General features: G+C 68.7%; 15 protein-coding genes. 8 read left to right on the top strand and 7 right to left on the bottom strand.

The window, feature by feature from the left end; genetic code table 11:
• Window positions 1-190: 190 nt before the first annotated feature.
• From ACZ42P_RS09715 to prsT (ACZ42P_RS09745), 7 genes are all read left to right on the top strand, one after another.
• A complete protein-coding gene (locus ACZ42P_RS09715; RefSeq protein WP_464897356.1) occupies window positions 191-2,494 on the top strand; it encodes a penicillin-binding protein 1A in 2,304 nt (767 codons plus the stop codon).
• Between the two features lie 2 nt (window positions 2,495-2,496).
• Window positions 2,497-3,102, top strand: a complete 606-nt coding sequence (locus ACZ42P_RS09720; RefSeq protein ID WP_464897357.1) for a nucleotidyltransferase family protein — start codon at window positions 2,497-2,499, stop codon at window positions 3,100-3,102.
• 162 nt (window positions 3,103-3,264) lie between these two features.
• Window positions 3,265-4,641, top strand: coding sequence for a TIGR03013 family XrtA/PEP-CTERM system glycosyltransferase (locus ACZ42P_RS09725; RefSeq protein WP_464897358.1), 1,377 nt, complete (start codon window positions 3,265-3,267; stop codon window positions 4,639-4,641).
• A gap of 10 nt (window positions 4,642-4,651) precedes the next feature.
• Window positions 4,652-6,760 (top strand): XrtA/PEP-CTERM system histidine kinase PrsK, encoded by a 2,109-nt coding sequence (gene prsK / locus ACZ42P_RS09730; RefSeq protein ID WP_464897359.1) that lies wholly within the window; start codon window positions 4,652-4,654, stop codon window positions 6,758-6,760.
• Window positions 6,753-8,144, top strand: coding sequence for a PEP-CTERM-box response regulator transcription factor (gene prsR, locus ACZ42P_RS09735; RefSeq protein WP_464897360.1), 1,392 nt, complete (start codon window positions 6,753-6,755; stop codon window positions 8,142-8,144). The genes prsK and prsR overlap by 8 nt, the downstream gene beginning before the upstream one ends.
• A 46-nt stretch (window positions 8,145-8,190) precedes the next feature.
• Window positions 8,191-10,971 (top strand): XrtA/PEP-CTERM system TPR-repeat protein PrsT, encoded by a 2,781-nt coding sequence (gene prsT / locus ACZ42P_RS09740; RefSeq protein ID WP_464897361.1) that lies wholly within the window; start codon window positions 8,191-8,193, stop codon window positions 10,969-10,971.
• A gap of 25 nt (window positions 10,972-10,996) precedes the next feature.
• Window positions 10,997-13,777 (top strand): XrtA/PEP-CTERM system TPR-repeat protein PrsT, encoded by a 2,781-nt coding sequence (prsT, locus tag ACZ42P_RS09745; protein ID WP_464897362.1) that lies wholly within the window; start codon window positions 10,997-10,999, stop codon window positions 13,775-13,777.
• 282 nt (window positions 13,778-14,059) lie between these two features.
• Here prsT (ACZ42P_RS09745) and pepA read toward each other — a convergent pair whose 3' ends face one another.
• From pepA to ACZ42P_RS09775, 6 genes are all read right to left on the bottom strand, one after another.
• Window positions 14,060-14,902, bottom strand: a complete 843-nt coding sequence (gene pepA, locus ACZ42P_RS09750) for a flocculation-associated PEP-CTERM protein PepA (protein WP_464897363.1) — start codon at window positions 14,900-14,902, stop codon at window positions 14,060-14,062.
• A gap of 186 nt (window positions 14,903-15,088) precedes the next feature.
• Window positions 15,089-17,035: a ThiF family adenylyltransferase gene (locus ACZ42P_RS09755; protein ID WP_464897364.1), complete on the bottom strand. Its 1,947-nt coding sequence runs from the start codon at window positions 17,033-17,035 to the stop codon at window positions 15,089-15,091.
• Window positions 17,032-19,371, bottom strand: coding sequence for an efflux RND transporter permease subunit (locus tag ACZ42P_RS09760; protein ID WP_464897365.1), 2,340 nt, complete (start codon window positions 19,369-19,371; stop codon window positions 17,032-17,034). The genes ACZ42P_RS09755 and ACZ42P_RS09760 overlap by 4 nt, the downstream gene beginning before the upstream one ends.
• The gene (locus tag ACZ42P_RS09765) at window positions 19,353-20,684 is read right to left on the bottom strand and encodes a DUF1302 family protein (protein WP_464897366.1); all 1,332 of its coding nucleotides are present in this window, start codon (window positions 20,682-20,684) and stop codon (window positions 19,353-19,355) included. Before ACZ42P_RS09765 ends, ACZ42P_RS09760 begins: the two co-directional genes overlap by 19 nt.
• A gap of 16 nt (window positions 20,685-20,700) precedes the next feature.
• Window positions 20,701-21,519 (bottom strand): outer membrane lipoprotein-sorting protein, encoded by an 819-nt coding sequence (locus tag ACZ42P_RS09770; RefSeq protein WP_464897367.1) that lies wholly within the window; start codon window positions 21,517-21,519, stop codon window positions 20,701-20,703.
• Window positions 21,520-21,589: 70 nt separating this feature from the next.
• Window positions 21,590-22,408 (bottom strand): N-acyl amino acid synthase FeeM domain-containing protein, encoded by an 819-nt coding sequence (locus ACZ42P_RS09775; RefSeq protein WP_464897368.1) that lies wholly within the window; start codon window positions 22,406-22,408, stop codon window positions 21,590-21,592.
• 99 nt (window positions 22,409-22,507) lie between these two features.
• Here ACZ42P_RS09775 and ACZ42P_RS09780 point away from each other — a divergent pair, with 99 nt between their 5' ends.
• Window positions 22,508-23,281, top strand: a complete 774-nt coding sequence (locus tag ACZ42P_RS09780; RefSeq protein ID WP_464897369.1) for a flagellar brake protein — start codon at window positions 22,508-22,510, stop codon at window positions 23,279-23,281.
• On the opposite strand, the gene hemB is transcribed toward ACZ42P_RS09780, so the two are convergent.
• Window positions 23,282-24,286, bottom strand: a complete 1,005-nt coding sequence (gene hemB / locus ACZ42P_RS09785) for a porphobilinogen synthase (protein ID WP_464897370.1) — start codon at window positions 24,284-24,286, stop codon at window positions 23,282-23,284. It abuts the gene before it with no gap.
• Between the last annotated feature and the right edge of the window lie 192 nt (window positions 24,287-24,478).

Here is a 24,478-nt window from a genome sequence, read left to right on the forward strand (position 1 = left end):
CAATTTTTTTCACGTTCATCCCATGGGAATAACGGCGGTTTTCCGGGGATCTTGAGGGTCCCGTGGCTTTCCTTAAGAAAGTTTCACCCCCGGGGCGGCGCCGCGAGGCACCCGCCGGGGTCCGCTCGGGCTCCCTATGAAGTAGAATGGCGGCGAAACGTCCCGCCTGCCGAAAATCCATTCCATTCTCATGTCCTCCCGCTGGTGGCTTCTGCCCCTCAAACTCCTCGCGATCGTCTTCGTGCTGGCTGGGCTCGCCGTGGTGCTCGCGGCGGTGCTGGTCTATCCCACCCTGCCGGATCTCACCGTCCTCACCGATTACCGGCCCAAGGTGCCGCTGCGCGTCTATACCGCTGACGGCGCCCTGGTGGGCGAGTTTGGGGAGGAGCGGCGCACGGTGGTGCGCATCGGTGCCGTGCCCAAAACCATGATCCAGGCCATCCTGGCCGCCGAGGACGAGCGCTTCTACGAGCATGGCGGCGTGGACTACCTGGGCGTGGCGCGCGCGGCGCTCGCCAACCTCCTCAAGCGCGGGGTGCGCGAGGGCGCGAGCACCATCACCATGCAGGTGGCGCGCAATTTCTTCCTCACGCCCGAGAAGACCCTGAGCCGCAAGTTCAACGAGGCCCTCATGGCCTTCAAGATCGAGCGGAACCTGAGCAAGGATCAGATCCTGGAGCTCTACATCAACCAGATCTATCTGGGCCAGCGCGCCTACGGTTTCAGCGCCGCCGCCCAGACCTATTTCGGCAAGCCGCTGGAAAAATTGACGGTGGCGGAAATGGCCATGCTGGCGGGCCTGCCCAAGGCGCCCTCCCGCTACAACCCGGTGGCCAACCCGGCCCGCGCGAGCCTGCGCCAGCACTACGTGCTGCGCCGCATGCGTGAGCTGGGCTTCATCGACGAGCCCACCTACCAGGCGGCACTGCGGGAGAAGCTGGTCGTCCGCCATGAACCGACGGTGTACGAGGTGAAGGCGGACTATGTGGCCGAGATGGCGCGCCAGATGATGTTCGAGCGCTATCAGGAGGCGGCCTACACCAGCGGCTTTCGGGTCATCACCACCCTGCGCCGGGCCGAGCAGGAGGCGGCCAACGCGGCGGTGCGCCAGGGCCTGCTCGACTACGACCGGCGTCATGGCTACCGCGGGCCGGAGGGGCGGCTTCCGATTCCGGAGAAAATGGCCAACCCGGACGAGGAGCTGGAGGACCTGCTGCAGGACGTGGAGGAAAGCAACGGCCTCATTCCCGCCATCGTGCTCACCGCCCAGCCCAAGGCGGTGCGTGTGTTCATCAAGGGGCAGGGGATGGCGGATCTCACCGGGGAGGCCCTGGCCTTCGTGCAGAAAGCCCTCTCGGACAAGGCGGCCAGGCCCATCGTGCGTGGTTCCCTGGTGCGGGTGGCGAAAGATGCCAAGGGACACTGGCAGATCCTGCAGCTGCCCCAGGCGGAGGCGGCGCTCATCTCCCTTGCGCCCCAGGACGGCGCCATCCACGCCCTGGTGGGGGGCTTCGACTATTTCCGCAACAAGTTCAACCACGCGGTCCAGGCCTGGCGTCAGCCCGGTTCCAGTTTCAAGCCCTTCATCTATTCGGCGGCCCTGGAAAAGGGGTTCACTCCTGCCACCATCATCAACGACGCGCCCATTGCCCTCGATCCGGCCGTCACCGGCGGCAAGCTGTGGGAGCCCAAGAACTTCGACGGGACCTTCAGCGGGCCCACGCGCATGCGCGAGGCGCTGGTGAAATCCAAGAATTTGGTTTCCATCCGCATCCTGCAGGCCATCGGCACACGTTACGCCCAGGACTACATCACCCGCTTCGGCTTCAATCCGGAGCAGCACCCCCCCTATCTCACCATGGCCCTCGGGGCAGGCTCCGTGACACCCTTCCAGATGGCCACCGCCTACGCCGTGTTCGCCAACGGCGGCTATCGCGTCAAGCCCTATTACGTTAAGCAGGTGCTGGATGCACGGGGCACGGTGCTCGCCCAGGCCGCCCCCGTGCGGGCCGGAGAAAGCGCCGAGCAGGTGATCGACCCGCGCAATGCCTTCCTCATGACCTCCATGATGCAGGATGTAGTGCGCCGCGGCACCGCTGCCCGCGCCATGCAGCTGGGCCGCAGCGACCTCGCGGGCAAGACCGGTACCACCAACGACCAGGTGGACGCCTGGTTCTGCGGCTTCAACCGCAGCCTGGTGGCCGTGGCCTGGATCGGTTTTGACCAGCCCAGGAGCCTGGGCGGCGCCGAGACCGGCGCCCAGGCGGCCCTGCCCATCTGGATGGCCTATATGGGCAAGGCCCTGAAGGGCGTGCCGGAACAGCAGTGGACCCCGCCGGAAGGCGTGGTGAGCCTGCGCATCGATCCCGCCACCGGCCGGCGCGTGAGGGAAGGGGGCATCCCGGAATGGTTCTACCAGGAAAACGTGCCGCCGGAGTCCGGGGGCTGGGGTGAGGACGGTGCCAGCGACACCGTAATGGACCAGATCTTCTGACCATGGGCCGCACCAACCCCCACCTGCGCCAGCAGATGCGCATGCGCATCGCCCAGGCCGCGGCGCGCCTGATGGCCGAGGACGGCATCCAGGACTACGCCCTGGCCAAGCGCAAGGCCGCCCGTCAGCTGGGCGCGCAGGACACCCACAGCCTGCCCACCAACGCGGAAATCGAGGAAGCCCTGCGCGCCTACCAGTCCCTCTATCAGGGTGCCGAGCAGGCCGAGCGGTTGCGCGCCCTGCGGCGCCAGGCCTGCGTGGTGATGCGGCTCCTGGCGCGCTTCAATCCCCATCTCACGGGGTCCGTGCTGACGGGCACTGCTGCGCGTCATTCGGACATCAACCTCATGCTGTTCACGGACAGCGACAAGGACGTGGAGCTGTTCCTGCTCAATGCTGGCCTGCCCTACCAGCGGGGCGAGAAACGCTACCGCTTCGGGGACTGCGTGCGGGTGGTGCCGGCATTCACCCTGCAGCACGGCGGGCCGGCGGACGTGAACCTGGCCGTTTTTCCCACCGATGCCATCCGCGAGAGCCCGCGCAGTCCGGTGGATGGCCGTGCCCTGCCCCGCGCGCGCCTGGCCGAGGTGGAAGCCCTGCTCGTTTAATCCGTGCCAGAGGCGCGTCGGCCTGATGGGCTGACCAGCGCCTGCCACACCTGACGGGCTCGCCAGGCCCGGGAGCGCGTCATGCGCTTGGCATGGAAAGTGCTTACACTTGCGGGTGCGCCGCCGGCGTGGGGCGGCCGTTTCCCTCGACAGAAGACCCCCTTGATCCGAATCTTCAGCCATTACCTGTCCAAGGGCCTGCTGCTGCTCATGGTGGCCGAGCTGGCCGTGCTGCTGGCGGCCCTGCCGCTGGTCTCGGCCCTCCGCGGTCAGCCCGTGCCGGCCGTGATCGGTGTGGCCAACCTGGGTTTCACCCTGGTGCCCTTCGGGCTCATGGCGCTGTTCGGACTCTATCGACGGGATTTCGACGAGGGGCTGGGCAGCATGGTGCTGCGTGTCCTCACGGCCCTGGCCCTGGGTTTCCTGCTCCTGTGGCTGCTGGGCTGGCTGGTGCCGCGCCTGGCCATGCCCACCGTGACCCTGGCCGGGGCGACGGGACTCGCCGCCGCGGCCATCGTGCTGCTGCGGTTCGCGTTCTTCCGCTGGGCGGACCTGGCGGTGCTCAAGACACGCGTGCTGGTGCTGGGCACTGGTACCCGCGCGGCCCGTGTCCTGGAACTCATGCGCCAGCCGGAAAGCCGGCGCCGGCTGCACATCGTGGGCTTTCTGCCCCTGGGCGGCACCCACCATTTCGTCAGTCACAGCCTGATCCTGCCGGACGAGGCGCCCCTGTCGGAGATCGTGGACAAGTACCAGATCGACGAGATCGTGATCGCCATTCGGGAGCGGCGCGGCGGCAACTTGCCGGTGCACGAGCTGTTGGACTGCAAGCTCAAGGGCATCCGCGTGGTGGAGCTGTCCACCTTCTTCGAGCGGGAGCGGGGGCAGGTGCAGCTGGATTCCCTCAACGCGAGCTGGATGGTGCTGTCCGAGGGCTTCCACCAGGGGCTGGTCCGGGATGCGGTCAAGCGCACCTTCGACCTCACGGTGAGCGCCGCCATCCTGGTGGCGACCCTGCCCATCATGCTGCTGGCGGCCCTGGCCATCGTCGCCGAAAGCGGCTTTCCCGTCCTCTACCGGCAGGAGCGCGTGGGCCGGGGTGGGCGCGTGTTCACCATTTACAAGTTCCGCAGCATGACCCAGGACGCGGAGGCCGACGGCAAGCCGCGCTGGGCCCAGGCGGGCGACAGCCGGGTCACGGCGGTGGGCCGCTTCATCCGCAAGACGCGCATCGACGAGCTGCCCCAGCTCATCAATGTGTTCAAGGGGGAAATGAGTTTCGTGGGCCCGCGCCCCGAGCGGCCCTTCTTCGTCAACCAGCTCATGGAACAGATTCCCTACTACGGCGCCCGCCACAGCATCAAACCCGGGGTGACCGGCTGGGCCCAGGTGCGCTACAGCTACGGCGCGTCCCTTGAGGATGCCATCGAAAAGCTGCAATATGACCTCTACTACGTGAAGAACCACAGTTTCTTCCTGGATCTCATGATCCTGTTCGAAACCGCCCTGGTCGTGCTGCTGGGCAAGGGCGCGCGCTGACGGGGCGGCCATGAGCATGCACATCGGGGCCTTGAGTTATGGGCTGGCGGCCCTGGCCTTCGGCCTGTTCACCCTGCTTCTGCTCCTCAACTGGCGCGGTCGGCTGCAGGGTGGCCTGCTCACGGTGGCCGCCGCCGCCACCAGTCTCTGGGCGGGCACCCTGGCCTACACATTGGTCACCGGCAGCGCCCGGCCCGGCGGCGTGATGGCACTGGAATACCTCCGCGACGGGCTCTGGCTGGCCTTCCTGTACCAGCTCCTCGAGGCGCGCGCGCGCCTGGCGGGCGAGACACCCGCCCGCTTGCGCCGGCGTTTCTTCCTGGGGGGCGCGGTGCTGTTCCTGCTGGCGGTCGCCAGCCTGCTGGCGAGCGGGCCCGCCCGTGGGGGGCTGTCTGCCTGGGCGCGCAGTCTGGGGGGCATGGGGCTGCTCATCGCGTCGCTCCTGGGCATGGCCCTGATCGAGCAGCTCTACCGCAACGCCGGCGAGACCCAGCGTTGGGCCATCAAGTATTTCTGTCTCGGCCTCGGCGCCCTGTTCGCCTACGATTTTTACCTCTATTCGGAAGGCTTCCTGTTCCAGCGCCTCGATGAAGGCGTCTGGAGCGCACGGGGCTTCGCCAATGCACTGGTGGTGCCCCTGCTGGCGGTCTCCGCGGCGCGCAATCCCCAGTGGTCGGTGAATCTGCACGTCTCCCGGCGCATGGTGTTCCACAGTGCCACCCTCATCGGCGCCGGTGTTTACCTGCTGCTCATGGCGGCAGCGGGTTACTACCTCCGCTATTTCGGTGGCAGCTGGGGCGCCGTGCTGCAATCCGTGTTCCTATTCGGCGCGCTGGTCATCCTCGCGGCGGTGGTGTTCTCGGGCACCATGCGGGCGCGGCTCAAGGTGTTCCTGAGCAAGCATTTCTTCACCTACAAATACGACTATCGGGAAGAATGGCTGCATTTCACCCGCACCCTGTCCAGCGGGGAGCCCACTGCGGTGCGGGAGCGGGCCCTGCAGGCGGTGGCGGGGCTGGTGGACAGTCCGGGCGCCGCGCTGTGGCTCGCCCAGGACGACGGCACCCTCGCCTTTGCCGCCCACTGGAACCTGCCCCTGAACCCGGAACCCCTGGCCGCCGAGGCGCCCCTGGCGCAATTCCTGCGCAGCCGCCAGTGGGTGGTCAATCTGGAGGAATATGCCGAGTCCCCCGATCTCTACGGCGACCTCGCCCTCCCCGCCTGGCTGGAGGGCCGCCGCGATGTCTGGCTCATCGTGCCGCTCATGGTGCACGAGGACCTGATCGGCTTCATGGTGCTGGCGCGCCCACGCAGCCGGCGCAGCTTCAACTGGGAGGACTCCGACCTGCTCAAGACCGCGGGGCGTCAGGCCGCGGCCCATCTGGCCCAGGCCGGCGCCCTGGAGGCGCTGGCCCAGGCGCGCCAGTTCGAGTCCTTCAACCGCTTTTCCGCCTTCGTGGTGCACGATCTCAAGAACGTGGTGGCCCAGCTCTCCCTCCTGTTGAAGAACGCGGAAAAGCACAAGCACAATCCGGAATTCCAGGAGGATATGCTGGCCACGGTGGACCACGCGGTACAGAAGATGTCGCGGCTTTTGTCCCAGCTGCGCGCCGGCTACCAGACCGCCCAGGGCGCGGCCCTCGTCAACCTGCGCGAGGTGCTGGCGGGGGTGGTGGCGGACAAAGGCGCCTACCGGCCGCAGCCCCGCTTCGAGGCGGCGGTGACGGAGGCCTGGGTGGTGGCGGAGCGCGAGCGGCTTGCCCGGGTGCTGGGGCATCTGGTCCAGAATGCCATCGAGGCCACGCCGGAGACGGGCAGGGTCGAGGTGACCCTGGATACCGCCGGCGAGCAGGCCGTGATCCAGGTGCGCGATACGGGGCGGGGCATGGACGAGGTTTTCCTGCGCACCCAGCTGTTCCGCCCCTTCGCCAGCACCAAGAGCGCGGGCATGGGCATCGGCGCCTACGAGTGCCGGGAATACGTGCGGGAGCTGAAGGGCGACATCCGGGTGGAAAGCCGGCCGGGCGAGGGGACCACCTTCACCGTGACCCTGCCCCTCACCCGCCGGGAAAATCAGCGGGAGGGGGCGCTGCCCCTCCAGGGAGCGAGCGGTGGCTGACAGTCCGAACGGCGACAAGCCGGTGCTGCTGGTGGTGGAGGACGATCCGGGGCTGCAAAAGCAGCTCAAGTGGAGCTTCGACGACCTCGAGGTGGTGATTGCGGGGGACCGTCAGGAAGCCCTGGCCGCCCTGCGTCGCCACGAGCCGGCGGTGGTCACCCTGGATCTGGGCCTGCCGCCGGATGCGGACGGCGCCTCGGAGGGCCTGCTCACCCTGCAGGAAATTCTCGCCCTCGCCCCGTCCACCAAGGTGATCGTGGTCTCCGGCAACCAGGACCGTGCCAATGCGGTGAAGGCCGTGGGCATGGGCGCCTACGACTTCTACCAGAAGCCCTTCGATCTCGAGGTCCTCCAGCTCATCATCAAGCGTGCCTTCCACGTGGCCCAGCTGGAGGCGGAGAACCGCAAGCTGCAGCGCCTGTCCATGGGGGCTGCGCTCAACGGCATCCTCACCGCGGCGGAACCCATGCTCAAGGTCTGCCGCACCATCGAAAAGGTGGCGCCGGTGGATGCCACGGTGCTGCTGCTGGGCGAGTCCGGCACCGGCAAGGAGCTGCTGGCGCGCGCGCTGCACGAGCTCTCGCCGCGGGCCGGCAGGCGCTTCGTGGCCATCAACTGCGCCGCCATTCCGGAGACCCTCCTGGAAAGCGAGCTGTTCGGCTACGAAAAGGGTGCCTTCACCGGCGCCAGCAAGCAGACCAAGGGCAAGATCGAATACGCGGACGGCGGCACCTTCTTCCTCGACGAAGTGGGCGACCTGCCCCTGCCCCTGCAGGCCAAGCTGCTGCGTTTCCTGCAGGAGCGGGTGGTGGAGCGCCTGGGTGGCCGGGAGGAGATTCCGGTGGACGTGCGGGTGGTATGCGCCACCCACCGGGACCTGACCGCCCTCATTGCCGAAGGGCGTTTCCGCGAGGATCTCTACTACCGCATCAGCGAGATCACCGTCTCCATCCCGCCCCTGCGGGAGCGGCCCGGCGACGCCGCGCTCCTCGCCCAGGCTTTCCTGGAGCGTTTTGCCGAGCAGTTCAAAAAACCCGTGAAGGGTTTCACGCCGGAGGCGGTGGCGGCCCTGGAGGCCCACAGCTGGCCCGGCAACGTGCGCGAGCTGGAGAACTGCATCAAGCGGGCGGTGATCATGAGCGAGGGGGCTCGCATCGAGGTGGCCGATCTGGGCCTGGCCAGTGCGGGTGCCGTGGCCGAGCCCCTCAATCTGCGCCAGGTGCGGGAAGAGGCGGAACGCCAGGCGGTGGCCCGCGCCCTGGCGCGGGCCGGCGGCAACATCGCCCGGGCGGCGGAATTGCTGGGCGTTTCCCGCCCCACGCTGTACGATCTCGTCAACCGCTATGGCCTCGCGGCCAAGACGGAAAACAAACCGGCGACATGACCGGGAACCGGCGCAGACCAGACATGACAACCCCAAGGAGACACCCATGCTGGACTCCAGCCCACGGCTGCGTCACCTCGTCCTGGCTCTCGCTTTAGCGGGCCTGATCGGCGGCTGTTCCGGCGACAAGCCGGAAACCATTTTCGCCCGGGCGCAGCAACACTATCAGGCGGGCGACACCAAGGCCGCCGTCATCGAACTCAAGAACGTCCTGCAAAAGGAGCCGGCGCACCGCCAGGCGCGCCTGCTCCTGGGGCGCTCCTACGTGGACGAGGGCGACGGCGCGTCCGCCGAGAAGGAACTGCGCCGTGCCCTGCAGCTGGGGGCAAGCACTGAGGAAGTGCTGCCCCTCCTGGGCCGGGCGCTGCTGCAGCAGCGGGAATACCAAAAGGTGCTGGACGAAATCCCGGCCGACGTGAAGGGCCCCCAGGCGGCCGTCCTGCTCGCCCAGCGCGGCGAGGCGCTGGCGGCACTGGAGCAGGGCGCCGAGGCCCGCCAGGCCTTCGAGGCGGCGCGGGCCCTGGCTCCGGGGCTGCCGGAAGCCAACCGCGGGCTGGCCGCCCTGATGCTGGCGGAAGGCAGGTCGGAAGAGGCCATCCGGCTGGCCGACGAATCCATCCGCGCAGCAGGCGACAAGGCCGATCCCTGGGTGCTCAAGGGCGACCTGTTGCGGGCCAAAGGCCAGAACCAGGAGGCCGCCGCGGCCTATGGCGAAGCCCTCAAGCGCAACCCAAGCCATCTCGGTGCCCATCTTTCCCTCGCCCTCATCCGCCTGGGCGAGAAGGATTTCGCCGCCGCCCAGCGCCACATCGACGACGCCCGCCGGCTCGAACCCAGGGCCCTGCCGGTGCGTCTTGCCCAGGCCCAGCTCTGGCTCGGTCAGCAGCAGTTCGCCAAGGCCCGCGACGAACTGCAGGAAGTCCTCAAGCTCGCCCCCAACAATGGTTCGGCGATCCTCATGATGGGCGCCGCCCAGCTGGGGCTGAACAATCTCAGCCAGGCGGAAACCTACCTGTCCACCTTCGTCAAGGCGGTACCGGGGCATGCCCATGCGCGCCGGCTGCTTGCCGCCACCTACCTGCGCCAACGGCAGCCCGACAAGGCGCTGGAGCAGCTCAAACCGCTGCTTGACGGAAACCCCGAGCCTGCCGTGCTGGCCCTGGCCGGCGAGGCCCACCTGCAGCGCAAGGAATTCGCCCAGGCCACGGAGTATTTGGAAAAGGCCAGCCAGGCCCATCCCGGGCAGGCTACCCTGCGCACGGAACTGGCCATCAGCCGTCTCGCCCAGGGGCAGACCGAAGCCGGACTGGCCGAGCTCACCGCCGCCGCACGCCTGGAAGGCAGTCCGGTGCAGACCGATCTCGTCCTGATCGCCACCCACCTCGCCCGCCGGAACTACGATGCCGCCCTGGCCGCCATCGACGCCCTCGGGCAGAAGCAGCCCAAGCTGCCTTTGGTACCCAATCTGCGTGGCGCGGCCCTGCTGGGCAAGAAGGATACCGCGGGGGCGCGGCGGGCCTTCGAGCAGGCGCTCGCCCTCGATCCGGCCTTCTATCCGGCGGCGGCCAACCTGGCGCGGCTGGATCTGGCGGCCGGCGATTCCGCCGCGGCGCGCAAGCGGTTTGAAGCGGTGCTCGCCGCCGACCGCAGGAACGTGGGCGCCATGGTGGGGTTGGCGGCCCTGGAAGGGAAGCTGGGCAACACCCGGGCGGCGGTGGACTGGCTCACCCGCGCGGCGCAGACGGATCCCAAGGCCATCGCCCCCCGGGCGCTTCTTGCCCAGCACTATCTCGCCCAGCGCGAGCCGCAGCGGGCGCTGACCCTGGCGCGGGAGGCCCACACGGCCAACCCGGACAGCCCGGAGGCGCTGGAACTGCTGGGGAACGTCCAGCTCGCTGCCGGGGAAAAGGACAATGCCCTGGCCACCTTCACCCGGCTCACCGAATTGCGCCCGGATTCCGGTGCCGCCTTCCTGCGCCTGGCCTCGGCCCAACTTGCCGCCGGCCGGACCCAGGAGGCGCGCAAGTCCCTGGAGCGGGCGCTTGCCCTCAAGCCGGACCTCCTGGACGCCCAGCTCGCCCTGATCGGGCTCGATCTGCGGGAAAAACGCGTGGAGGAGGCTCGGCACCGTGCCCGGGAGATCCAGAGCCGCCATCCCGGGGCGGCGGGCGGCTATTTGGTGGAGGGTGACATCCTGGCCAGCCAGAACCAGCCCGCCCAGGCGGCCGCCCTCTACCGCCAGGCCCTGGAACGGGAGGCGAATCCGGTCATCGTCATGAAGCTCCATGGCAGCCTCTTGGCCGCGGGCAAGCCCGCCGAGGCCGGGAAGGTGGCCGCAGACTGGCTCAGGAACCATCCGGACGACGTGGGCCTGCGCCTCTATCTGGGCGAAGCCCACATGAAGCGCGGCGAGAACCGGGAGGCCATCGCCCAGTATCGCGCCGTGCTTAAGCAGGCGCCCGATCAACCGGTGGCCCTCAACAACCTCGCCTGGCTGCTCAACCAGCAGGGCGACGCCGAGGCCTTGCCCCTCGCCGAGCGGGCCCTCAAGCTGCGCCCGGAGGATCCCAACATCCTCGATACGCTGGGCTGGATCCATCTCAGCCGGGGCAGGCCGGACCGGGCGCGCGACCTCCTGGCCCGGGCGGTGGCTGCCGCCCCGGGCCAGCCCAGCGTGCGCTACCACTATGGGGTGGCCCTCGCCCAAAGCGGCGACCCCGGCCGTGCCCGCCAGGAACTGCAGCGGGCCCTGGACACCGGGGTGCGTTTCCCGGAAGAGAAGGACGCCCAGGCCCTCCTCGCCAAGCTCAAAACCGCCCGGCCCTGAGCCGGCTGCCCGCAAAGGATCCCCCATGAGAACGCTCGCTTTTGTCTGCATGGCCACCCTGGCCCTTGGGCTTGGGCTATCCGGCTGCGACCGGCTGCGCAGCTACACCGACCAGGAACACGTCCAGCGCGCCAAGGATTTCCAGGCGAAGGGCGACCTGCGCGCCGCGGAGATCGAGCTCAAGAACGCCGTGGCCAAGAACCCCGGGAATGCCGAGGCGCGCCTGGAGCTCGGCAAGCTCTATCTGGAACTGCGGCAGGGCGAGGCAGCGCAGAAGGAGCTTGCCCAGGCGATCCGTCTCGGCGCCCAGACGGACGGTTCCAGGCTGGCCCTGGCCCGGGCGCTGCTCCTTGCCAACCAGCCGGAGCAGGCCCTGGCCTGGCTCGAACCGGGCCCCCAGACCACCGACCGCATGGCAGCCAAGCTGATCGCGACCCAGGGCGACGCCCGCCTGGCCATGCGCAAGCCCAGGGAAGCCTGCGCCCTCTATGAGCGGGCTGCCGACCGGGATCCCCAGGGGGCCGTCGAGGCCTACTGGGGCCTCGCGGTCTGCCAGGCCCTGCGCCGGGACCTCGCCGGTGCCCAGGCCATGCTGGAAAAGGCCCGGGATCTCGATCCCGGCAACGACGCCACCTGGGCGCGGCTGGCCGAAGTGCTGCACACGCGGGGCGATGCCGCCGGCGCCGAGAAGGCCTACAAAGAAGCGTTGCGCCTCAATCCGCGCAACCTGGAAGCCCTGATCGGTCACGGCGCATTGGCGGTGAGCCGCGGCCGCCTGCAGGAAGCCGAGCGGGACCTGAAAAGCCTGACGGTCACCGGCATCGAGACGCCCGGGCGCCTCTATCTCGCGGCCCTCGTCGCGGCCGCGCAGAAAAACGGGCCGCGCGCGCTGGAGGTGCTGGGTGCGCTGGAGAAGGCCTATCCCAGCTATTTTCCGGCCTGGCTGCTGGCCGCGCGCATCCACCACGGGGAAAACCATCTGGCCCTGGCGGAACAGTACGTGGACCGCTACCTGGCGGTGCAACCGGGGGATCCGGCCGCCGCGGGCCTGAAGGCGTCCATCCTGCTGGGGACGGGGCGTGCCGGGGAGGTGCCCGATGTCCTCGCTCCCTACGTCGCGCGCTATCCGGAGGATGCGCATCTTTTCTATCTGCTGGGTCTGGCCTATCTGGAGACGGGGGATGCGGCCCGCGCCCGGTCCGCCCTGGAAAAGGCGGCCACGCTCAAGCCCGAGGTGGCGAGCCTGAAAACGCCCCTTGCCGCCGCCCTGCTGGCCCAGGGCGAGCGGGTGCAGGCCATCAGTCTGCTCAGTGCGGCTTCCACTGCGGACGCGGCGCACATCGATGCCGATCTGCTGCTCGTGGCCATCCACCTCCAGGCCGGGCAGTATCCCGAGGCGCTGGCGGCGGTGGCAACCATCGGGAAAAAACGCCCCCGGGACGCCCTCGCGGACCGGCTGCGGGCCGGCATCCACCTGCGCCAGGGGGATCGCGCCGCCGCGCGTGCGGACCTGGAACGGGCCCTGGCCAAGGCGCCAACCGATTTTGCCGCCGCCTCGGCCCTGGCGCAGCTGGATCTGGACGAGGGCCGTCCCGAGGCGGCGCGGCAGCGTTTCCTGGCGCTGCTTAAGCATGATGCCGGCAACGTGCCGGCCATGCTCGCCCTGGCGCGGCTGGCCGCCGCGGGTGAGCGGGAGGGGGAATTTCTGGACTGGATCGGGAAAGCCGGTCGCAGCGCCCCCCAGGCGCTCGCGCCCCAGGCCCTGCTCGCCGAGTATTACCTGAAAACCGGCAAACCCCAGCAGGCACTGAGCGTGGCCAACGGCGCCCAGGCGGCCCATCCCGATGATCCCCGCGCGCTGGATCTGCTCGCCCGCACCCAGCTGGCGGCGGGCGATCTGCGCAACGCCCTCGCCAGTTACGGCAGGCTGGCCGAGGCCCGCCCCAACGATCCGGCGCCACGCCTGGGGATCGCCCGGGCGCAGATGATGCTCGGCCAATATCCCGAGGCGCGTTCCACCCTGGAATCGGCCCTTGGGCGCTGGCCGGACGCCCCCGCCCTCCTGGAAGCGGCGGCCCAGCTGGAGATCCTGGCCGGCCACCCCGAGCAGGCCCTGGCTCATGCCCGCAGGCTGGCCGGCTCGGGGGCGGTGGCGGGACGGGTGCTCGAGGGAGACGCCCTGCTCCTGATGAAAAAGCCCCTGGAGGCGGTGCGCGTCTTCGAGACCGCAGCGGCCCGGGCCCCCGGGGGCGAGACCCTGGCCCGGCTGGCCCGGGCCCTGTTGCTGGCGGGCCGGGGTGAGGAAGCGGACCAGCGCCTCGCGCAGTGGCTCGCCGAGCACCCACGGGATGCCGCGGCGCGGCGGGCCCGCGTCGATGTCGCCCTGGCGCGGGGACAGGTGGAGCTGGCCGTGGGCGAGCTGGAGCGGCTGGTGGCCCAGGCGCCCCGCGATGTCGCCAGCCTCAACGATCTCGCGGCGCTCTACCAGGAGCGGGGTGACGGACGGGCCCTGGAAATGGCGGAACGGGCGTATCGCCTCGCGCCGGACCTGCCCATGGTCCAGGATACCCTGGGCTGGATCCTGCTGGAGCGCAGGGAGTTGGAACGGGGAGGGGAGCTGATCGCCCAGGCCTACGCCCGCCTGCCGGGTCATCCCGTGGTGCGTTATCACCATGCGGTGGCGCTCGCCCGGAAGGGCGAGACCGCCAAGGCGCGGCGGGAGCTCGAGGCCCTGCTCAAAAGCGGCGAACATTTCCCGGAGCAGGCCAAGGCCCGGGCGCTGCTGGCCAGCCTGCGGGGCGACTGAGCGCGGAATTGCCCGGAACGGAAGCCAGATCCCGTCCGGCTCCCGCGGCGGGGTGAATGGGGCGGTGAGCCCCGCCCACTGCCTGGGCTGCGCGGGTCAACCAGGGGTCGGCCGTGTTGCAGGGCGTCATGGCCGCCGCCCGCGCCCTCGCTCGTGTCCCCTTTGAAGACGGCAGCCGGTCTGCGCTTGGGGAGACCGCCCGGGGAACCGCGGGGTGCAGGCGCCCAAAAGAAAACGGCCCCGTGGGGGGCCGTTCAGGTTTGGACCGGGTCCCGGCCCGGGTCAGCTCAGGCGACGGGCCTTGCGCCGACGCAGGCCGAGGGCCACCAGTCCGCCGCCCAGCAGGGCCAGGGAGGCCGGCTCCGGAATGAGGCGGAACTGCCCGTTGTTGCTCACGATGAAGTTGCTGGGCGGCGTGTTGAAGTTGGCGCCGTATCCGCAATTGGCCGTGCCCCCACAGGACAGTTCCTCGGCGATCTCCGACTTGACGTTCCCGATCGGGCTTTTCACCCAGCTGGCATTGGTGGTGGTGAAGCCGAACAGCACCGGCGGCAGGGACGGCACCAGGGTGCACAGGTCATTCCCCAGGCTGTCGAAGGCATAGCCACAGGAAAGATTCGTGAAGGCAAACACCATGCTCAAGAAGCCGTTGGGCAGGCCGCTGGTGTCCACGGCCCCGTTGCCGCCCACCAGCGTAAGCGTCGCGAACTGGGTCCCATCGTTCGCGCCGAAATAGCCGGTGGTGGAGCCGTAGTTGAACGTGGCGTCGGAATAAAGCTTAAGCGTACCGCCGGTGAAGCTGATGCTGCCACCAAGCGTCCCGCTGCCCGTCACCCCCGTGAGCAGGCCGGTGATTTGCCTCGACCACGACTGGGGTACGCCGTCCACGCCCGAGATCACGAAGGCGCCGTTGTCCGTGAAGGTAAACGTGGTCGAGGACGTGAAGGTATTTTGGATGTAGCTGTTGCCGATGTAGTCCAGATACTCGCTGACCGTGACGGCGCCGCCGAGACCGCCACCGGTGGGATTGAATTGCCAGTTCTGCAGGAAGGCCGAGGCGCTCAGGGGGGCGCAGGCCGCCGTGAGGGCGGCGGCCGCCAGCAGGTGTTTGAAAGCGTTGCGCATGATCGATATCTCCTGTTCTTCGTTTCGGAACCCGGCCCAAGGCCGGGGCAATGCTGTGTGCCCATCGATAAGCAATGGCCGTGCCAGAAAAAATTACTGCTTGAGAATCAATGCATTAGTGACTCGCCCCGCGGGCGCTGCGGTCGCGAGTGTAAAAAAATCCGACAACCCCGGGCGCTGGCCCGGTCATTCCACGAGCTCGCCGAGGGGCCGCCGCAGGGAACGGGCCCGGGCCTGGGGGGCGTGGCCCACCCGGCCGAGGAACACCGTGCGCGGCGCGGCATCACCCAGCAGGCGGTCGAAGGCGGCGCGGATGGCCCGGGCTGCGCGGCCGGCGTGGGCCGCCGCGGAGAACGGGCGTCCCTCCCGGGCATAGCGGCTGAAGATGACGGGGGTCATTTCCGGCTGCACCTGCAGTCCCAGCCGGGTGGCGGCCAGCCAGAAGCGCTGCACCGCCCGGCCAGCGGCGACGTAGTCGTCCACCTCCCCCGGCGGGTTGCGGGCGATGAGGGCGAAATGGGCGGCGCAGGCAAGCCCCGGCAGCAGGTCGAGCTCCAGGCGGGGTAACAGGGTTCCGGCCAGCCAGCGGTTGAAGAAGCGCACCCGCTGCCAGGAGGCCATGACCCAACGGGTGAGGCGCAGGGTGAGGGGATCCAGACCGATGGCCTGGTCCGGCACCCGGTCGGCGCTGAAGCGGGCGTTCCACTCGATGATGGCCCGGTGCACGGCATAGGCTTCCGGCAGGGTGAGGCGCAGGCGGGCGTTGCGAAACGACAGCCAGGCCACCCGCCAGCGCGCCGCCCAGCCCTCGAACCAGCGCACCTCCCATTCCGGGCCCACGGCGGCCTCGAGCATGGACTTTTCCCGGGGAGTCAGGGGGCGGGGGGAAAAGGGGCGGCGGTTGACGGACCGGACACGGATGAAATCGGCCAGCGGATCCGGCACGCCGGCCGGGTTGGGCGTGAGGGTCACGTCGAAGCTGGGATGGGTGTCGGGCCCGGGGCGGCGGCGGATGTCCGCCCCCAGTCCGAAGCGGCCGGCCGCCAGGGAGAGGGTTTCCAGCAGCGCACCGAGGGCGAGCTGGCTGGCGTGGCCGTCCAGGTCATAGACGCAGTGATCCCGGGTATCGAATCCGTGGATGACCAGCCGGCCCTCGTCCAGGACTTGGAAGCGCCAGGGCTGGGTGTTGTCCCCGCTGGGCGCCCAGCGCGCGAGTTCCAGGATTTGTTCCATTACGCTCCGGGGTGGCGTCTCTGCCGGGGCGCGCTGGGCGGCGAATGCGGCCAGCCGGCGGCGCGCCACCGCCAGCGTCAGCCGCTGCAGCGGATGGCGGTTGCCCCCGGGCCGCCAGGTGTGCACCAGTTGGCGCCGGTAGGCGTCGAACTGGTATCCCCAGGGCGCCGCCCGCACCGGCCCGCGCTCAAGCAGCAGTTTGAGCACCTCCGTGGCGGCGATGCCGGCACACAGCTCGCAGGCCATGACGGTGGAAGGACCGCGCCGGGCGGCCAGATCGACGCGCCCCGGCTCGACCAGATAGGCGCGCTGCAGTGCGGCAGGCGCCAAACCCACCAGGAAGCGCAGCGCCTTTTCCTCGTCGGACTGCCCGGCGAAACGGAAATAGTCCTCGAAACTCATGCCCTTAGGGGAGAACACCAGGAGCGCGGCACCCATGCCCAGGGGGGCGGCCGTCACCGCGGGAATGCCCAGCCGCCGGCAGGCGGCGAAAACCCTCTCCCGGGCTTCGAAGGCAAAGAAGTCGAGCCCGTCCACATAGACATCGGCGCCTGCCAGGAAGGCGTCCACATTGTCCGGGGTCACGCCCCCGGCGAAACAGTCCAGAACCAGCTCCGGGTTGATGTCGCGCGCGGCGGCGGCCATGACCTCCAGCTTGGAACGCCCCACCGTGGACAGGGTGGCACCGGCCTGGCGGTTGAAGTTGGCCAGATCGAAACTGTCCGGGTCCGCCAGGCGGAAGCCGCCGATGCCCAGGCGTGTCAGGGTGAGCAGGTGGTAACCGCCCACGCCCCCGAGGCCGGCGATGGCCACGCGGCTGGCCCGCAGGCGGGCCTGTTCTTCCGGGGTCAGCCAGCCGATGTTGCGGCTGAAGGCGGTGCCATAGTCGAATGGGGTCATGGATGCTTCCCCCGTCGGGCCGCCAGCCGGGGATGGCGCCGCTCCCATTCCCGCCTGAGGCGGTTCTGGTGATGGCGATGCCAGAGCACCAGCAGGGCCGGGAGCAGCACCAGCTCGAAGAACTGGCCGGCGATGAGGCCGGTGGCGGACATGAGACCGAAATCCACCGTGGGCTGGAACCGGGAGCCCGTGAGCAGCAGGAACTGGGCGGTGAGCAGCACGAAGATGGCGAGCACCGCCCGCCCGGAAGCCTCGAAGCTGCGCGCCACCGCCCAGGTGTGGTCCAGCCCTTTTTCCAGGCGGGCCTGGTAGCCATGGTAGAGGTGGATGGTGTCGTCCACGGTGATGCCCAGAAGCTCCCCGGCGATGAGCACCGTGGCCATGTCCAGATGCATGTCCAGCGCCCCCATGACGGCGAAGATGAAGAAGAGGGGCGCGAGATTGGGAATCAGGGCGATGAAGCCGCCCCGCCAGGACCGGAACGCCAGCGCCAGCAGCAGGAAGATGGTGACGAAGGCAAACAGGAAGCTGTTGACCTGGCCGGACAGCAAAAGCGCGTTCTGGTCGGCGAACAGCCGCCCCCAGCCGCCGATGTCCCAGCGCAGGTCGTCGAGCCGGCGCCGTTCCAGTTCCGCGCGGATGCGCTGGATCACCCCGTCGATGGCCACGGCGCCGTGGACGTTGAGGCTCATGGCGATGCGCGTGCGGCGGAATTCCCGGTTGACCACTTCCTCCAGGTCCCGGCCGTCGTAGATGAGCAGGAGCTGGGAGAGGGCGCGATCGCTGTCGGGCAGGCGCCGGAAGCGGGGATCCTCGCCATGGAAGGCCCAGTTCATCTCCTCCACCAGATCCACCATGGAGAAGGTGCGGTCCACCTCCGGCTGCTTGTCCAGCCAGGTCTGGAAGTCCCTGAGACGGCGGAGCACCTCCACCCGCTTGAAGCCATCCCGCTCCGGCGCGTCGAACACCACCTCGAGGCCGATCACGCCGGAAAGTTTGTCTTCGGCAATCCGGGTGGAGACCGTCAGGGGATGATGCTCCGGAAAGAATTTGAAGAGGTCCGATTCCGGCGTGACCTTGACTAAAAGCGGCACGGCCGCCGCCACCAGGAGGCCCAGGGCGGCCACCACCCAGCCCGCGCGGCGCATGGAGAACGTGGCGATCCGGAAGGCGATCTTGTCGGTGACGGACAGGACCGTCTTGTGACGGGGCCAGGGGCCCCTATCGAAGCGCACCAGCAGCGGCGGCACCAGATGGAACACCACGACATAGATCACCAGCACGCCCACGGCACCGATCATGGCGTAGTTCTGGATGGGGGGAATGGAGGTGTAGTAGAGGCTGCCGATGCCCGCCATGGTGGTGAGCACGTTGAACAGGGCGGCCACGTGCACCTCCCGGCGCGCCCAGAGCACCCGCTGCGGCCGGCGCAGGCCCCGCTCCCGGGCCCGGGCCAGGGCGGCGTAGAAATGGATGAGGGCGGTGGCACTGTAGGCGGCGAGCAGCGGTGGCACCATCGCCGTGACCAGGGTGTAGGGTTTGCCCAGATAGACCGACATGGCCACCGTGCTGCTCATGGTGGTCATCAGGGTCACGGCGCCGATCAGCACCGGCGGAAGCCGCCCCACCACCCAGTAGAGGAGGAGCAGCGACAGACCCATCACGATGGGCAGCAGCGCCGTGGTGTCCACCAGCATGGAACGCAGTTCCGCCGCGTCCAGGGGCACCGTGCCGGCCACCGCCACCAGCCGGTCGCGCAGGCCCGCCTGCTGGACTGCCTCATGCACCGCGGTCTCCAGGGCCTGACGCTGAAGACTTTGCGCAAGGGGCTTGGGCCGCACCAGGATGGCCAGGGCCGAGCCGTCCCGGGCGGCCAGCAGCCCGGGGGCGAAGCGGTCCGCCAGCACCCGGCGCCGCAGCTCCTCCGGACTCTGATGATCCAGCGCCGCGGGATCCACCAGCCGTTCCACGGTGAAGCCGTCTTCGGTGCCGGCGATGTGATCCACCGTGGTGACGGCGAACACCCGGTCCACCAACGGGTGGCGGGCGAGGCGCTCGGCCACCGCGTGCTGGCGGCGCAGGAAATCCGGCGTGAACAGGTCGTCGCCCTGGAACACGGCGATCAGGTTCTCGTCGCCCGGGAATTCCCGGCGCAGGCTTTTTTCCAGCAGCGTGGCCGGTGCGTCCGGCGGGAAATAGAGCTGGGGGGCGTTGTTGAATTCGATGCGGGTGGCGATGATCCCCACCGCCACCACATTGACGGTGGCCAGCACCGCCGCCGCCAGCCACCAGGGCAGCAGGAAGCGCTGGAAGCGGTCTAGTAGCGGACCTGCCACCCGATCACCACCAGGTCGTGGTCGCGGTGGAAGCCGCCCACGCCCCTGTCGTCCCCACCGTAGAAATGACCTGCCACGTAGAACTCGTGGGGTTCGAAGCCACGGTAGGTGAGCTTGGGACTCACGTAATTGTCCCGATGATTGAGGCCGGCCAGCCAGCGCAGATTGAACCGCCACCGGTCGCCGGCGAAGGGATGTTCCACCTCACCGGTCAGCGCGTTGAAGGTTCTGCGCTCCAGCAGGGCCTCGGGAGTGGACAGGCGGTGGCCGGCGAGCTGCAGCGTCACCCGGGTGTCGCGGTCACCGGGGAAGAACTCCACGCCTGCCACCACGTCGGTGGACGGCACCAGGCGATATTGGAAAGCGGTGGTGGTCACGGGGGTGTCGGAGGTGCGCGCCGCTTCCAGGCGGAAGGTGGCGCCGCCCCACTGGAACTCCCCTTCCAGTCCCGCCACGGTGGCCATGGGGTGCACCACGGTGAAGGTGGGCAGGTTCGGCGCGAAATTGTTGAAGCGGTAGTAGGGCAGGGACTGGCGCGCCCGCTGCAGGGAAACACCCCAGTCGAAGCCGCCGCCGGTGCGGGTCAGACGCAGGCCCCCGCCGCCCGCGCCGTGCTTGTCCTCGCCGAAGGTGGCATTCTGCACCAGGCTTGGGGGGAGCAGCGCCGGATCCACTCCGAGGATGCGCCCGCGCCGGCGGTCCACCGGGTGCCAGACGCTCTCCCAGGGCGGGAGCTCCGCGGGCTGGAACACCGGCACCCAGACCGCGTCGAGCTTGTAGTCGTCCAGGGTCTTCTCCACGCGCAGAGCGCCCACACTCCGGCGCCGCTGGGCGAGGGGATCGAGATTGAAGCGGTTGAGATCCACCCGCGACAGCCGGTCGATGGGGGGCAGCTCGTCCGTGCGTCCCCACAGGATGTTCTGTGCCCCCAGGGTCACCCGCAGGCCCTCGCCCCGGTAGCGCACGAAGGTTTCACCCGTGTCGGCGCGCAGGCGGTCGGCATTGGGGTCGCTTTGCAGGTAACCATCCAGCCGGACGGCGGCCTGCCACTCCCAGGCACGGGAGGGCTGCCAATGCACGGCTGCGGTCAAATGCCCGTAGGACTGGCTGGCGGGCGCGGCCCCGTCGAGGAAGCCGCCCGCCTCCAGCTGGGCCCGCTCCAGTTTCAGCTGGGGGCCGGCCTCCCGCGCCTTCTTCGCCGAGCGGCTCTTGCGGACGGGTGTGGTGTCTTCGCCGTCGTCGGCGGGAGCGGCGGCCGCCGTGACGACCAGCGTCGCCGCCAGGGCGGCGCACAGCAGGCGGGGGGTCTTCATGCTCTCCTCCTTCCCATCAGGGGCGGTAGTCTTCTTCCAGGCTCTCGTCTTCCAACGCTTCGGTGGTGAACAGCCGGGCAGGCAGGCGCCGGTTGTACTGGATCTTCTCCACCGTGAGCCGGGTGGCGTTGCCGGTGGTGAGGTCGGTCATGGTGCTGTCGGTGACGGTCCAGAAACCGGAAATCCGGCGGAAGGCGGCCACCGTCAGCCGCTTGCTGGGTTCCTGCTCGTTCTTCTCGTAGAAATCCACCCGCAAAGGAATCAGGGTGTTGGGATCGATAAAGCTCACGCGTTTGAGATAGGCGGAATTGCCGGCTTCGGCGGGGATGCTTTCCAGCACCTCGCAGACGATGCCGTTGATGGTCTCGCGGCCCAGGATGCGGTGACGGTCCTGGTGGACTTTTCGTTCCCGCAGGTCCTCGTAGTAATACTCGGAGTTGACGAAGCGGCCGCCCTTGCGGTTGGAGGCGATGCGGCGCACCCGCTCCATGGCGGGCAGATAGATCCACTGATCGCTTTCCCCGCTCTTGTGGTCCAGGGTGAGGAGCCCCGTCCCCGCGATGTCCTCCGGTTCGGTGAAGCGGATCAGCGACGCCACTTCGCCCGGGGCCTTGTCCAGACGGTAGAGCACCATGCGCCGGTGGCGGGGGGGCCGCCCCGGCTGGGTGAGGGACATGGTGAGCACGCTCACCGCGTCCTGCCCGTTGGGCCGGTCATAGACCTTCTGGGCCAGGGCCTCCCCGGCCGCATCCGCCAGGGCGGCGGGGGCACAGACAGCCGTGAGGGCCACACAGGATAGGACGCAAAGCAGGCGGCGCATCCATGCATTATGCATGGTCCTCGCCGTGATGTCGATGAAAAGACAATGACTTGCCACCGATTCCTCGGGTGGAGGATGAAATGGTTCAGCGGTCGCCCAAAAGCCGCCGGGTGATGCCCGCTTCCTCTTCCGGGCTGAAGAACCAGGGATAGAGGGAATGTTCGCCCCGTGCCTGGTCCCGCTGGCCGCCGAACTGGCGGATCTTCTCCGCCACGTAGTCGGCGGACAGGGAAAGCAGCACGGCGGGGGCCTTGGCGCGGGGGCACATGCGCTCCGGCCCGATCTGCTGGAAACCCAGGATCTTGCGGTAGAACCCCACGTGGCGGGGGTTCACCTCGATCACCGCATCCGTGTACTGGTGGATGTTGCGCCCGTAGATGTAGGCGAGATGGAACAGGGCGGCCAGCACCCGCATGGAATGGATGTCCCGGTCCGCGGCGAGCTTGATGAATTCCCCCACCCGCCGCCCCTCGGCGCGCAGCCGATCCACCTCGGCCTTGTACATCTGGTCGGCGAGCAGGCCCGCGGGAGAATCGAAACCGATGGTCAGGGTGCCGATCACCCGTTCCTGGAAGGAGGCCACCAGGGTGATGCGGTTGGCTTCGGCCTGGGCGAGGCCATCCTCCGTGGCATAACCCCGCCAGGAATACATCTTCTTTACCAGCAGGCTCGCGGATTCACGCCGGTCCGGCGTGCTGGCGAAGCGGATCTTGAACTTTTCCTGGCCCAGGGAGACCTGGGAGATGCCCGCCTCTTCCTGGGGTTCCGCCGACATCCGGGACAGGGGTTTGGGCGGGGCCGGCACGTCCACGATAGTGCGCGCCCAGACCTCCTCCGGCAGCTTGGGGGCTGCAGGGGCGGTGCTCTCGGGAGGCGCGGGCCTGAAACGGCGGAATCCAAACATGATGTCATTATAACGGCGGCATCGTCGCGGACTTGAGGAATCGTCTGGCTGGCGGGATGCAGGCATTTGCGCGAGAATGGGCCTTCCCGAGAGAAAGCCATGGCCGAGACTTCCGCCTCCCCGCGCACTGCCGTGATCGACTGGGACGCCGACCAGTCGCAATATGCCCGTTTCCTGTTGCGTGCGCGCGCGGAGATCGTGCAGGTGCTGCGGGGTGTGGCCAGAAGCCGCGAGCTCGTCACGCTCTATTTCGACCAGGGCCAGCGCTTCTTTCTGACGAGCCTGCTTGCCGTCGATCCGGAGCATGACGCCCTGTTGCTGGACTGGGGGGTGGACGAGGATCTCAACCGGCGGGCGCTCGCCGCCTCTCACCTGGTGTGTGTCACCGCCCACGAGCGGGTCAAGGTCCAGTTTGCGCTGGATGGTGTCACGCAGGTGGAATGGAACGGCCGGCCGGCCTTCCGCGCACGCCTGCCCAGGGTGCTGCTCAAACTGCAGCGGCGGGAGTACTACCGGCTGGTCTGTCCCCTGCGTGCCCCCCTGGTGTGTCATCTCCCCCTGGAGGCAGAGCCCCTGGATGCCCAGGTGGTGGACATCAGCGTGGGCGGGGTGGGGCTCGGTCACCTGGCACCGAACACGCCGCTCCAGGTGGGCGAACGGTACCCCGGCTGCTCCCTCGTTCTGCCGGGCGAGGGGCCGCTGATCATGACCCTGGAGGTGCGCAGCCTGCAGGACATGGCCCTCAAGAACGGCGGCCTAGTGAAGCGGGCCGGCTGCCGCTTCGTGGACCTGCCTGCCGCCCAGCAGGCCATGATCCAGCGTTACATCATCCGCGTGGACCGGGAACGCCTGGCCCTCGCCAAGGGCGCCTGACTAGCCCTCCCGGAGCCAGCGTGCCGCATCCAGGGCGAAATAGGTGAGGATGCCGTCGGCGCCGGCCCGCTTGAAGGCGAGCAGCGCTTCCAGGACGCAGGCGCGCTCGTCAAGCCAGCCATTCCCGGCCGCGGCCTTGAGCATGGCGTATTCCCCGCTCACCTGGTAGGCAAAGGTGGGCGCGCCGTAGGTATCCTTGACCCGGCGCACGATGTCCAGATAGGGCATGCCGGGCTTCACCATCACCATGTCCGCGCCTTCCGCGAGGTCCAGCCCCACTTCCCACAGGGCTTCGTCCGAGTTGGCACAATCCATCTGGTAGGTGTACTTGTTGCCGGTGCCCAGATTGGCGGCCGAGCCCACGGCGTCGCGGAACGGGCCGTAGAAGCTGGAGGCGTACTTGGCGGAATAGGCCAGGATGCGCGTGTGGATGAAGCCGTTTTCCTCCAGGGCGGCACGGATGGCACCGATGCGCCCGTCCATCATGTCCGAGGGGGCCACCACGTCGGCCCCGGCCTGGGCATGGGTGAGCGCCTGCTTCTTCAGGACGGCCACCGTCTCGTCATTGACCACGTAACCCTTAGCATCGGTGAGACCATCCTGGCCGTGGCTGGTGTAGGGGTCCAGGGCCACGTCGGTGATGATCCCCAGCTCCGGCAGCCTGGCCTTGAGGGCGCGCACCACCCGCGGCACGAGTCCTTCCGGGTTGTAGGCCTCGCGGGCATCGGCGCTCTTGAGGGCGGGGTCCACCACGGGAAACAGGGCCAGGGCGGGAATGCCCAGGGCCAGGCATTCCTCCGCCACCGGCAGCAGCTGATCCAGGCTCAGGCGCTCCACCCCGGGCATGGAGGGCACCGCCTCGCGGCGGCCGGTGCCCTCCAGGACGAACACGGGAAGGATCAGGTCATCGACGGTCAGGCGGTGTTCCCGCATGAGGCGGCGGGAAAAATCGTCGCGCCGCATGCGGCGCATGCGCCGGTGGGGATAGCTGCCCAGGATGTGCATGTAAAACTCCGAAATCGATCAATGGCTTGGAGATGGGGGGCCGGGCGCAAAAATTTTCCGGGAACCATTTTGCGCGGCGCCTATCATAGGAAGCAGATGGCAGCGATGTCATCTCCCGCTTCTCCTCCCTGAGCGGGTGCCTTAATCCCATTAAGGCGTTTGCCCCCGGTTTTTGCTCCCCTTTGACCGGGG

The sequence above is a fragment of the Thiobacter subterraneus genome (genome assembly GCF_055379455.1).

Coding starts and splice junctions, on each gene's coding strand:
- hemB (WP_464897370.1), bottom strand. CDS start 24,286: ATGCACATCCTGGGCAGCTATCCCCACCGGCGCATGCGCCGCATGCGG.
- ACZ42P_RS09775 (WP_464897368.1), bottom strand. CDS start 22,408: ATGTTTGGATTCCGCCGTTTCAGGCCCGCGCCTCCCGAGAGCACCGCC.
- pepA (WP_464897363.1), bottom strand. CDS start 14,902: ATGCGCAACGCTTTCAAACACCTGCTGGCGGCCGCCGCCCTCACGGCG.
- ACZ42P_RS09770 (WP_464897367.1), bottom strand. CDS start 21,519: ATGCATAATGCATGGATGCGCCGCCTGCTTTGCGTCCTATCCTGTGTG.
- ACZ42P_RS09715 (WP_464897356.1), top strand. CDS start 191: ATGTCCTCCCGCTGGTGGCTTCTGCCCCTCAAACTCCTCGCGATCGTC.
- ACZ42P_RS09755 (WP_464897364.1), bottom strand. CDS start 17,035: ATGACCCCATTCGACTATGGCACCGCCTTCAGCCGCAACATCGGCTGG.
- prsK (WP_464897359.1), top strand. CDS start 4,652: ATGAGCATGCACATCGGGGCCTTGAGTTATGGGCTGGCGGCCCTGGCC.
- ACZ42P_RS09780 (WP_464897369.1), top strand. CDS start 22,508: ATGGCCGAGACTTCCGCCTCCCCGCGCACTGCCGTGATCGACTGGGAC.
- prsT (WP_464897362.1), top strand. CDS start 10,997: ATGAGAACGCTCGCTTTTGTCTGCATGGCCACCCTGGCCCTTGGGCTT.
- prsT (WP_464897361.1), top strand. CDS start 8,191: ATGCTGGACTCCAGCCCACGGCTGCGTCACCTCGTCCTGGCTCTCGCT.
- ACZ42P_RS09720 (WP_464897357.1), top strand. CDS start 2,497: ATGGGCCGCACCAACCCCCACCTGCGCCAGCAGATGCGCATGCGCATC.
- ACZ42P_RS09765 (WP_464897366.1), bottom strand. CDS start 20,684: ATGAAGACCCCCCGCCTGCTGTGCGCCGCCCTGGCGGCGACGCTGGTC.